Source organism: Flavobacterium sp., from assembly GCF_044368625.1.
Taxonomy (GTDB): domain Bacteria; phylum Bacteroidota; class Bacteroidia; order Flavobacteriales; family Flavobacteriaceae; genus Flavobacterium.
This window is the reverse complement of the sequence record NZ_JBIPPD010000118.1, coordinates 1-10,430: the sequence shown is the minus strand read 5'-3', so window position 1 is coordinate 10,430 and position 10,430 is coordinate 1. Positions and strand designations below refer to the sequence as shown.

11 protein-coding genes are annotated in these 10,430 nt (G+C 35.7%); 4 read left to right on the top strand and 7 right to left on the bottom strand.

Going from position 1 to position 10,430, the window contains the following annotated elements; genetic code table 11:
- Positions 1-299 precede the first annotated feature (299 nt).
- Positions 300-1,184: a lysophospholipid acyltransferase family protein gene (locus ACIQ2X_RS09925; protein ID WP_396178774.1), complete on the bottom strand. Its 885-nt coding sequence runs from the start codon at positions 1,182-1,184 to the stop codon at positions 300-302.
- 108 nt (positions 1,185-1,292) lie between these two features.
- Here ACIQ2X_RS09925 and ACIQ2X_RS09920 point away from each other — a divergent pair, with 108 nt between their 5' ends.
- Both ACIQ2X_RS09920 and ACIQ2X_RS09915 read left to right on the top strand, forming a co-directional pair.
- Entirely contained in the window at positions 1,293-1,919 is a 627-nt protein-coding gene (locus ACIQ2X_RS09920) for a rhomboid family intramembrane serine protease (RefSeq protein ID WP_396178773.1), read from the top strand.
- Between the two features lie 52 nt (positions 1,920-1,971).
- Positions 1,972-2,667, top strand: a complete 696-nt coding sequence (locus tag ACIQ2X_RS09915; protein ID WP_396178772.1) for an SIMPL domain-containing protein — start codon at positions 1,972-1,974, stop codon at positions 2,665-2,667.
- A 199-nt stretch (positions 2,668-2,866) separates the two neighbouring features.
- On the opposite strand, the gene msrB (ACIQ2X_RS09910) is transcribed toward ACIQ2X_RS09915, so the two are convergent.
- From msrB (ACIQ2X_RS09910) to ACIQ2X_RS09900, 3 genes are read right to left on the bottom strand one after another with little or no spacing between them, the layout of a single operon-like run.
- Complete coding sequence (gene msrB, locus ACIQ2X_RS09910; protein ID WP_396178771.1) at positions 2,867-3,256, bottom strand: peptide-methionine (R)-S-oxide reductase MsrB; 390 nt, start codon at positions 3,254-3,256, stop codon at positions 2,867-2,869.
- A gap of 5 nt (positions 3,257-3,261) precedes the next feature.
- A complete protein-coding gene (msrB, locus tag ACIQ2X_RS09905) occupies positions 3,262-3,759 on the bottom strand; it encodes a peptide-methionine (R)-S-oxide reductase MsrB (RefSeq protein WP_396178770.1) in 498 nt (165 codons plus the stop codon).
- Positions 3,760-3,769: 10 nt separating this feature from the next.
- Positions 3,770-4,633: an alpha/beta fold hydrolase gene (locus tag ACIQ2X_RS09900; protein ID WP_396178769.1), complete on the bottom strand. Its 864-nt coding sequence runs from the start codon at positions 4,631-4,633 to the stop codon at positions 3,770-3,772.
- Between the two features lie 276 nt (positions 4,634-4,909).
- On the opposite strand from ACIQ2X_RS09900, the gene ACIQ2X_RS09895 reads away from it, so the two are divergent.
- Together ACIQ2X_RS09895 and ACIQ2X_RS09890 are read left to right on the top strand one after the other, a co-directional pair.
- Complete coding sequence (locus tag ACIQ2X_RS09895) at positions 4,910-5,185, top strand: hypothetical protein (RefSeq protein ID WP_396178768.1); 276 nt, start codon at positions 4,910-4,912, stop codon at positions 5,183-5,185.
- 195 nt (positions 5,186-5,380) lie between these two features.
- Positions 5,381-6,736, top strand: a complete 1,356-nt coding sequence (locus tag ACIQ2X_RS09890) for an FAD-dependent oxidoreductase (protein WP_396178767.1) — start codon at positions 5,381-5,383, stop codon at positions 6,734-6,736.
- Between the two features lie 67 nt (positions 6,737-6,803).
- On the opposite strand, the gene ACIQ2X_RS09885 is transcribed toward ACIQ2X_RS09890, so the two are convergent.
- The 3 genes from ACIQ2X_RS09885 to ACIQ2X_RS09875 form a co-directional block, all read right to left on the bottom strand.
- Complete coding sequence (locus ACIQ2X_RS09885) at positions 6,804-8,843, bottom strand: protein-disulfide reductase DsbD family protein (RefSeq protein WP_396178766.1); 2,040 nt, start codon at positions 8,841-8,843, stop codon at positions 6,804-6,806.
- Positions 8,843-10,231 carry a tRNA lysidine(34) synthetase TilS gene (tilS, locus tag ACIQ2X_RS09880; protein WP_396178765.1) on the bottom strand — a complete coding sequence of 463 codons (1,389 nt, stop codon included), beginning with the start codon at positions 10,229-10,231 and terminating at the stop codon, positions 8,843-8,845. Before tilS ends, ACIQ2X_RS09885 begins: the two co-directional genes overlap by 1 nt.
- On the bottom strand, positions 10,174-10,430 hold a 257-nt coding region (locus ACIQ2X_RS09875; protein ID WP_396178764.1), incomplete at its 5' end, for a chorismate-binding protein. The genes ACIQ2X_RS09875 and tilS, both read right to left, overlap by 58 nt.

Sequence of the window (10,430 nt, the reverse complement as noted above, 5' to 3'; positions counted from 1 at the left end):
AAGTAAGGTTTAACCAAATCAAAGTACAGCTCGTGATCTGGCTAGAATTTTTAATGTTTATTTTTACAAATGTATTTTTCAAAATAAATTTAAAAACTCAAAAAGTGAGTTTTTAAGGAGTGACTAAGTATCTTTATTTTCATCCCGACGAAAGAGAAATTTCATTAGTAGCTAATTTTTTGTGAAGTTTCTCTTTCATCGGAAATACAAAATAGGTACTCCTATTTATGATAGTGCAATTGTATTTCGACTTGTTTCAGAATCGTAACAAACCACTTTTTAAATAGTGTAAGTGTAGGCTATTCCGTCGGTTTCTTACCAATATGCTTCCATCTTTTGTGCGTCCAAAAATAATATTCTGGCGCTTCCAAAATTAATTTTTCAACTTCTCGGAGAAATATAGAACTTATTTCGTAATCAGGATAATCACGCGGATTTTCGACAAGCGGTACAAGTGTTGCTTCATAAAAACCGCGTTTTATTTTTTTTACGCGAATAAAAACAATATTCATATCGAGCTTTTTAGCCAACATTTCGGCTCCTGTGTACACTGGAACTTCATGTCCCATAAATGTATCCCAATATTTAGCACGAGACAATTGAGGAGATTGGTCGCTTGCAAAGCCATAAAATGCTTTAATTCCCATTTTTTCGTTGTACTCCATTAATTCAACGGTCTTTTTCGTTTCAACCAATTCTGCTTTTAAACGCGAACGGATGTCTCTAATTAACTTGTCAAAATATTTATTATTGATTTTTTTGTAAATTCCAATACTGCTGAAATTGATTTTTTTGGCAATATTTATCAGCCATTCCCAACTAGCATAATGGGCACACATAAGTATGACACTCTTGCCTTTTTGTTCATACTCTTTAATCAATTCAATATTGGTTATTACAAATCGTCGGTTAATTTCAGTATCCGAAATGTTCATTGTCTTGATCATTTCCATGAACATGTCACACATGTGGATGTAAAATTTTTGTTCTACAACCAATCGTTCTTGACTATTTAAATGCGGTAAAGCCAATGCTAAATTTTTTCTAACCGTCGATTTTCTGTAACCAAAAACCTTGTAAACCCAAAAACAAACAAAATCAGATAACAAATACAATATGCGAAATGGTAAAATTGATATAACCCATAAAATGGGAAAAACCAAGATATAAACTAATAACTGCATGAAGAAAAATAATTTTTTGCAAAGATACTTTTATTCTTTGGATTTAGTGTATTTATAACATCTCATCAACTGTATTTGCTTAAATTTGTCGTTCAAAATAATATATTCATGAGTACTACTTTAATCGTAATCATTTTGGCGAACGTCCTTATTAGTTATAAAGGTTTTAATGACATGTTTTTTTTTAGAAAATACGATTTTCACATTGGTAGTATTCGTGCAGGCGAACAAGTTCGGATGTTTTCATCGGCATTTTTGCATGCGGATATGAGTCATTTGTTTTTTAATATGCTAACTTTATTTTTCTTTGCACCAATAGTGGTGGGATATTTGGGCGAAGTGTCTTTTGTATTGATTTATTTTTCCAGCTTAATTTTTGGTAATTTACTCACGCTTTCTTTACACAAAAACGATTTAAGTTACCGTGCAATTGGTGCTTCTGGTGCAGTTACTGGTATTGTGTATTCTGCCATTTTGCTTGAACCTACAATGACGATTAACTTTTTTATTCCGGGTTATTTATTTGGAATTCTATATTTGCTGTATTCCATTTACGGTATGAGGGCAAAAAACGATAACATTGGTCACACGGCACATTTTGGTGGAGCCATTGGAGGTTACGTATTTACCATTATCAAGCAACCCGAAATGTTAACGGATAACTTATTTACAGTCGTTGTGCTTGCCATCCCCATCGTAGTTTTATTCGTAATGGCGAAAATGGGAAAGTTATAGTGGCACAAATTTTGACTTCTACAAAAATAACTAATCCTAAATACCAATAAAAATGAAAAAGAATTTAGTAATTGCAATGACTTTTTTTATGGCTTTAAGCCAAATTCATGCACAAGAATCCAAACCAATGATTACAGTAAACGGTGAAGGCAAAGTGAAAGTAGCCCCAGATCAAGTGAGTATAACCGTTGCAGTGGAATCCAAAGGAGTCAAGGCGGCCGATGTCAAAAAAGCAAATGATTCAAAAGTTGACGGTGTTTTAAAATATATCAAAAAAATGGGTATTTCCAGCTTAGATTTTCAAACAACCCGCGTTTCGTTAAACGACCAATATGATTACGATAAGAAAAAACACAATTACGTTGCCGTTCAATCGATTCAAATTTTAATAAAAGATTTAGGTAAGTACGATGAGTTGATGGAAGGTCTTGTAGATTCTGGGATAAACACCATCGGAAATATCAATTTCCAGTCCTCAAAAGTAGAACAACACAAATCGGAGGCCAGAAAATTAGCGATTTTAAATGCAAAAGCGAAAGCCCAAGATTACGTTAGTGCCTTGGGTCAAAATATTGGAGTTGCTTATACCATTGTCGATAATTCGCAAGAGCATTTTCCACAACCACGGTATGAAATGATGGCAATGAAAATGGTCGATAGCGTTTTTGGCGGAGGAAACGAGACCTTAGCTACTGGTGAAATTGAAATCTCTGCAAATGTCTCAGTTGGTTTTCTGCTTGTAAACTAAAAGTATATTTATCTGGGCGTTTCCCTACGGGTCGGGCTATTCACTTCAATCTTTTTCGTGGCAGAAAAAGCCACGAAAAAGGATTTCCGTTGCTATCCCTAACGCGAGAAATAGTTTCGCAGAACTATCAAGGAAGACCACAATTTTTCATAGATAAAAAAAACCTCTCAAACTCAGTTTTGAAAGGCTTTTTTTGTGCTTACTTTTTAAAATCAACAGATAACGAATTTACGCAGTAACGTTGCCTTGTTTCTGTAGGTCCGTCGTCAAAAACGTGACCCAAATGACTGCCACAATTGGCACAAACAATGTCGGTTCGGATCATTCCATGAGTAGTGTCTTTGAGGTATTCCACTTTTCCTGGAATGGATTCGTCAAAAGAAGGCCATCCACAGTGGGCATTGAATTTGGAATCACTTTCAAAAAGTGGTTCTTCACAAGCACCACAACAATATGTTCCTTGTTCAAAATTCAAATTATAAGCTCCCGAATGAGGCGCTTCCGTTCCTTTTTGACGTAAAATTCGGTAACGTTCCGGACCTAATTTCGCTTTCCACTCTTCCTCGGTTTTCTTTACAGAATAATTCATAATTTTTATTTTTTAGCAGCAATAAATTTAATTGAAATGGAATTGGTACAAAAACGTTCGCCTGTGGTTTCCTTCGGTCCATCGTCAAAAACGTGACCCAAATGACCTTGGCAATTGGAACAAAGTACTTCGGTTCGCGTCATGCCATAACTCACATCTTTTACATACAAAACGGAACCTTCGATTGCTCGGTCGAATGAGGGCCAACCACAATCCGAATCAAATTTAGAATCTGAATTAAAAAGCGTTTGTCCACAAGCCGCACAAACGTATTTTCCTTCCTCAAAGGTATTCCAATATGCACCTGTAAAAGGACGTTCGGTGCCTTTTTCTCTCAAAACTTCGTATTGTTCAGGAGTCAATTCGGCTTTCCATTCGGCGTTTGTTTTCTTTGAAGCTTCTGTGGATTTTGCTACATTGTTGCGATCTGAAGTTTTCTTCGTTTGGCTGTGGCAAGACGTTAATGTCAACATCAAAGCCATCATAAATATGATATTTTTCATACTTTTTCTTTTAATTTTTAATAAAATCAATTGTCTTGGCGATCACTTTTTCGTCGCCTAAAATTTTTCGATGCCCTAGTTTTTTAGTAATATAGATTGAACCATTTTGTAAATGCTTATGAATGTGATGCGCTGCAGAAACAGGAACATCGTCGTCATTTTCGTCGTGTATTACCAATACAGGAATCGTTACGTTCTGTGCTGATAAATACGCAGAAAAACTGTCCATAGTTTTGTTGTATTTCTTTTCAAAAAAATCACTCATCAGTGTTCCAGTAGATTTTTTTAATTTTATTTTCGCAATAAAATCATCAATGATGTCTTTCACCACATCGCCACTACCAATGGTAACGAGATGATTAATTTTAAAACCATCTTTTATCGCATTAAACAATGCCATTCCCCCTAATGAATGACCAACTGCTGCTTCAAATGGACCAAATTTCAAATCAATTTCTTTAATTGAAGCAATAAATTCCAACATTATCGAAGAATTTCCTGCCGCTTTTCCATGTCCAGGAGCGTCAAAACTGATCACAGAATAACCATTTTCAACCAATGTTTCTGCTATTTTAAACAATTGTGTTCCTCGACCAGACCAACCGTGAACCAGCAACACTTTTTTGGTACTATTTCCCAATTCATAAACCACGATGCTTTTTTTTATCTCTGGAACCAAAAGTGTCGATTGCAGCGTGTTATTATTCATGGCAAATTCACGTCGGGGTATTTTATGCTTAATGGGACGTGTAAATAGCTTTGCAGCGAATAAAACCGCTGCATGACTCGAAATTTTTTCTAAAAAACCAGCAGTAAATACAATCAATTTAGGAATTTCTGGTGTATTCTTGCCAGTAGTTTTTATTTTAGACATGCAAATATTTTTTTATGCAAGTTATTATTTTATTCAATTACCTTTCATTGAAATCCTCATAAAAAAAGCATAAATCTAAATAAGTACTACTTCCTGAATGTTTATAACCGAACAACTATTTTTCGTGTTTTAGCTTTAGAATAAGATCACTTGATAAATAAAATTGAAATGCTCGAAATTTAAACAAAGCCATACATATTGTGCATTTGGTAAACGCTTTTTTGTCGACCTTTCCTGAGGACGATACATATTGGTAAGTTACAAAAGGTTTTTACGATGGAAGATGTTGCAATTATCGCTGCAAAAATAGCGGGTGCCGTAGGAGGCGATTTGTACAGCATTCGTATGCAAAATGCTTCCATCGTCAGAGAACATGCGATCCATTTGTACATGCAAGTGGGCAATTTGCGTTTTTTAAAAAATTATAAAGACATCAAGTATGTGGATATGCTTCGAAATGAAATCGAAAAATTTCAAATGCTTTCTACCGCTTGGGTTGGCAGTTTTGATGGGACCAATCACCTTTGGGAGGAGAGGAAATTGGTTAATTAGTCGGTTGCCGTTCAGCCTGATGCAGCTGAACATGATTCAGAAGATGATTTTTTTGAGCCCAATTTTTTTTTAAAGACGACAACGACGAGTGGTTTTGGACTTGCATCTTTTGAAATGTCAAAGAACTATTGCATGGATTAAATTCATTTTTTTCCAATGTATTGTTGTAAATTACTTACTTTAAAAATTGCAACAATGAAAAAGAAAAAAATAGTGGTCATCGGGGGAGATGCCGCAGGAATGTCGGCCGCCTCTAAAATAAGAAGAGAACAACCCGATTTTGTAATTATCGTTTTTGAAAAGTCCGAATTCACGTCGTATTCTGCTTGTGGAATTCCGTATTTTATCTCAGGAAAAGTCGAAAACTTAGAAGATTTAATTGTTCGCTCACCGTCGGAATTCATTAAAAAATACAAGATTGACGTAAAAATTTTACACGAAGTTTTGGAACTGGACACTGATAATAATAAAGTACTGGTGCACAATTACTCCGACAAAACCCAATTTTGGGAAACCTATGACGAACTCTTGATTGCAACGGGCGGAAAACCATTTTGTCCTGATGTAGCGAATCGTACAGCCGATGGCATATTCGGAATCCAAACACTAAATAGTGGTAAAAAAGTTGCAACATACATTAGTGAGTACCAACCCAAAATTGCGGTGATCATTGGCGGCGGATATATTGGTTTAGAAATGGCAGAAGCCTTGATTTTAAAAGGGATTAAAGTCACAATTGTCAATCGAAGCACCGAAGTTATGAGCACACTAGATCCTGATATGGGTAAGAAAGTGAATGAGGTTTTACAAAATTTGGGTGTAACTATTTATAATTCCGAGTCCTTGGCTTACTTTGATGAACAATTGGGTAAAGTAATTTCGGTAGTTACGGATAAACGTACACTTCAAACGGATCTTGTTATTTTAGGTATGGGAACCGCTCCAAATACTTCATTTTTACAAAAATCCAAAATCAAGTTGGTCGAAAATGGCGCAATAAAAGTAAATCGTATGCAACGAACGAATATCAAAAATGTTTGGGCAGCCGGCGATTGTGCAGAAACAAAAAATTTGGTGAGCAAAAAAAATTTTTACATAGCGTTGGGAACCGTTGCAAACAAAACGGGTTTGGTGGCGGGAACAAATATGGCTGGAGGCGATTTAAAATTTCCAGGAGTCGTGGCAACGGCGGTTTGTAAAATTTGTGTGTATGAAATTGCGAGGGTAGGTTTGCTTGAAAGTGAATGCAAAGCGCTAAAAGTTGACTTTGTTTATACGATAATCAAATCGAAAACAAGAGCTCATTATTATCCAGAAGCCAAAGATATTTGGGTAAAACTCATTGCTGAAAAACGCTCAGGAAAACTTCTCGGCGGACAAATTATTGGCGAAGAAGGTGCTGCCAAACGCATTGATGTTCTGGCAACTGCTTTGCACTCAAAACTGACGTTGCAAAATATTATTGATCTTGATTTGTCCTATGCACCACCTTTTTCACCGGTTTGGGATCCGGTTCAAACTGCGGCACGTAAATTGATCGGGATGATTTAATAAAAAATGCCCACAGTCGAAACTGTGGGCAAAATTTTAAGTTGCAGTATTTTAATTTACCGAAACATTATTTTTTAAAATTAGACAAACCTGTTTTTAACCAATTTTCATACGCTTTTGCGTTGGTGTAACTGATTGTAGGCTGTTTTGGATTTAAATTTTTCTCGTTCAAATCAGTCAATACGTACAATGGTTGTGTGTTCGTCTGGTATCTTGTCAACATAAATTCGGTCCATTTATCGCCAATAGTTTCGATGTCAGAATCGGTTTCTTTAGAATAAAATTGCTCCTCTTTTGGCAAAGGTCTTTTGTCGTCCACATAAAGTGAAATTAAAACAACATCATTTTTCAAAATAGAAAGGATATTTTCTTCCGACCACACATTATTTTCCATCTTTCTACAGTTTACACATGCATGACCAGTAAAATCTAAAAGAATGGGTTTGTTTACTTCATTTGCGTAAGCCAAACCATCTTCGTAATCGTCGAAAGTGACAATTTTATGGGGGCCATAAACGGCTCCCTCAGGTAATTTCGTATCAGACAAACTGGTGGTTGCTCCAATTCCATTGGGACTTTCGCTGTACGTCATTGGCGGAGGGAATGCACTGATAATTTTTAGCGGAGCGCCCCAAAGTCCTGGAATTAGGTAAACGGTAAAAGTGAGTACTAATAATCCTGTCATCAATCTTCCAACGGAAATAAATGGTAACGGACTGTCGTGGGGTAATGTAATTTTCCCAAAAAGATACAAGGCCAAAGTTCCAAAAATTGCTATCCAAATGGCAATAAATACTTCCCTTTCAATAAGGTGTAACTGCAATACTAAGTCGGCGTTTGATAGGAATTTAAATGCCAATGCCAATTCTAAAAAGCCTAAAAACACTTTTACGGTGTTCAACCAGCCACCTGATTTTGGTAATGTATTTAACCATCCTGGAAACATGGCAAAAAGCATAAACGGCAAAGCTAAAGCCAATGAAAATCCGAACATTCCTACGATTGGACCAATCCCGCCAATAGAAGCAGCCTCAAATAATAAGGTTCCTACAATTGGACCTGTACATGAAAATGAAACAATTGCTAGGGCTAAAGCCATAAATAAAATTCCAATTATTCCGCCGCGATCCGCTTGACGGTCCACTTTGTTCGCCCAAGAATTAGGTAACATGATTTCGAAAGCACCTAAAAATGAAGTGGCAAAAAAGATCAACAACACAAAAAATATCAAATTAAACCACACATTTGTTGCCAAGCTGTTCAATGCATCTGCACCAAAAATGGCTGTTACAATACTTCCTAAAGCAACATAGATGATGATAATTGAAATTCCGTAGATAATCGCATTTCTAATTCCCGCCGCTTTCGTCTTGCTTTGTTTGGTAAAAAAACTAACCGTCATTGGAATCAATGGGAACACGCAAGGAGTTAACAAGGCGGCAAAGCCCGATAAAAATGCCAAGAAAAAAATAGACCACAAACCTCTGTTCTTATTCGAATCTTCTGTTATTGGTTCTACAATTTCAGTAGTATTTGCCTCAATTTCTGTCGTTTTTGTAGCAGCCGTATCGACAGCAATTTCTTGGATTTGTACAGAGTCGGCTGGAGTTTCAGTGGCAACTACCTCTTTTTCAGTGGTGCTTGAAGCCGATATTGCAGGAATTGTAAAAGCAAACTTTTCTTTGTCGTTGATACAAACTTCTTTACAAACTTGGTAATCCGCCTGTACATTAATCGTTTTTAAAGCAGTGTTTACAACTTTAATTTTCTGTTTGATGCTAAATTTCTTTTCTGCAGGAAAAAAATATTCATCTACCCCAAAAACATCGTTGAACTTTTTTTCAATTTTACTTTCAACCGCTTTTCCAATTAATTTATAGTTTCCATTTTGGTCTTTAAAGTCAAATTCTAGTGGAAGTGGTCCTCCATCAGGTGTAAATTGAGAATATACGTGCCAATCTTTTTCGCTTATTCCTTCAAAAACTAAAGTAAATTCGGTGTCGGAGTTTTTTTCAATTTTAGAAGTCCATTTTACGGGTTTTAAAACTTGAGCAGATAATGAATGAAGCGCAAAAAATGCGAACAAGACGTAGATTAATTTTTTCATTATACTAAATCGATTTGTATTATTGTTTTGGTTGTTTTACTAATTTTAAAGCGTTCGTCGGCCCGAAAACCGATGACCCAAATAATGTCGTTTCCCGAACATAAAAGCCACGTATTTTCTTTTTCGATAACGGAAAGTTTTTCGTCTTTAAAAAATTTACTTACTTTTTTGGACTTTCCATTCATTCCAAAAGGATAAAAATAGTCACCTGATTTCCAGCGTCTCAAAGTCAAGGGGTAAGTCAGTTTTTCATCGTCGACAAATATAGTTTTATTTGTGCTAAAAAAAGTGTCCGTTATTTTACAAAACAGGAGTTTTATGTGAAAATTAACTTCTAAGGTTCCCTTTTCAATTTGAAATTCTTGGTCAACATCATAATTTTTTGGTGCAATTAGTAAAAATGTTCTGTTTTTTAGCAATTGATACCCTTTTGAAAATATGCGCTTTCCCGACTCTGCATTCATCAAGCTGTATATGTCATCCCAAGCGGTAAATCCAAAAGGTTGAAGCCATTGGTATAAATAAGCTTGGTAATTGGGTAATTTTTTAAGTTTGTCGATGTCGATTTTTTTATAATTGACTTCATCTTCAACTACTTGTCTGTAAATCATTTGTGAAGCATCATCGGCCAGCGACTTGGTTTGCTGTAAATTTTTAACAGTTTGCTGAAAAGAGTGGGTAAAGGAGGGATTCAACTCCCTAAAAATAGGAGTGAGGTGGTGTCTTATTTTATTTCGAAGGTAATAATCCGTTGCATTGGAAGCATCTTCCCGCCATTCAATATTATTTTTTAGTGCAAAATTTTCGATGTCGTCTCGAGAAAATTGGAGCATCGGTCGTATAATTTTGTCGTTTTGCAGAGGAATTCCCGTTAAACCATCAATTCCTGTTCCACGTGATAAATTAATGAAAAACGTTTCCATACTGTCGTCCAAATGATGGGCGGTTGCTATAAAATCAAAATGTTCTTTCTGAAGAATTTCGTAAAAGTATTCGTAACGGAGTTTTCGAGCGGCAACTTGTGTCGAAAGTTTGAAATCTGTAGCAAAAGTGGTAGTATCAAATGTGGTGGTGAAAAATTCGATTTTATTTTTGAAACAGTAATCTTCGATAAATTTTTGATCCCCGTCGCTTTCCGTACTTCGGAGGTTAAAATTACAGTGAGCTATGGCAAAATTCATTTGGCTTTGCCGAAATAATTCGGACAAAACCATACTGTCAATTCCGCCGCTGACTGCCAAAAGCACTTTTTTAGAAGCGAGGTTTGGAAAATTTTCCGAAACATTTTTTTGAAATTCTTGAAGCATGTTCAAAAGTAGTGAAAATAAAATTATACCAATTCTTTGTCCTTCAATACCAAACGCATCGCTCGTGCTTTTAGCAAACATTCTTCGTATTCGTTTTCAGGTTCAGACTTTGATGTAATGGCACTTCCAACCGAAAATGAAACATATTTTGCTGCTTCATTATATAAAATACTTCGGATTACGACATTGAAATCAAAGTCGTTTTCGGGTGTAAAATAACCAATGGCTCCGCTGTACAAACCTCTTTTGGTTTCTTCCAATTCTTCAATTATTTTCATTG

Coding starts and splice junctions, on each gene's coding strand:
- ACIQ2X_RS09920 (WP_396178773.1), top strand. CDS start 1,293: ATGAGTACTACTTTAATCGTAATCATTTTGGCGAACGTCCTTATTAGT.
- ACIQ2X_RS09900 (WP_396178769.1), bottom strand. CDS start 4,633: ATGTCTAAAATAAAAACTACTGGCAAGAATACACCAGAAATTCCTAAA.
- tilS (WP_396178765.1), bottom strand. CDS start 10,231: ATGTTTGCTAAAAGCACGAGCGATGCGTTTGGTATTGAAGGACAAAGA.
- ACIQ2X_RS09915 (WP_396178772.1), top strand. CDS start 1,972: ATGAAAAAGAATTTAGTAATTGCAATGACTTTTTTTATGGCTTTAAGC.
- msrB (WP_396178771.1), bottom strand. CDS start 3,256: ATGAATTATTCTGTAAAGAAAACCGAGGAAGAGTGGAAAGCGAAATTA.
- ACIQ2X_RS09885 (WP_396178766.1), bottom strand. CDS start 8,843: ATGAAAAAATTAATCTACGTCTTGTTCGCATTTTTTGCGCTTCATTCA.
- ACIQ2X_RS09895 (WP_396178768.1), top strand. CDS start 4,910: ATGGAAGATGTTGCAATTATCGCTGCAAAAATAGCGGGTGCCGTAGGA.
- ACIQ2X_RS09925 (WP_396178774.1), bottom strand. CDS start 1,184: ATGCAGTTATTAGTTTATATCTTGGTTTTTCCCATTTTATGGGTTATA.
- ACIQ2X_RS09890 (WP_396178767.1), top strand. CDS start 5,381: ATGAAAAAGAAAAAAATAGTGGTCATCGGGGGAGATGCCGCAGGAATG.
- msrB (WP_396178770.1), bottom strand. CDS start 3,759: ATGAAAAATATCATATTTATGATGGCTTTGATGTTGACATTAACGTCT.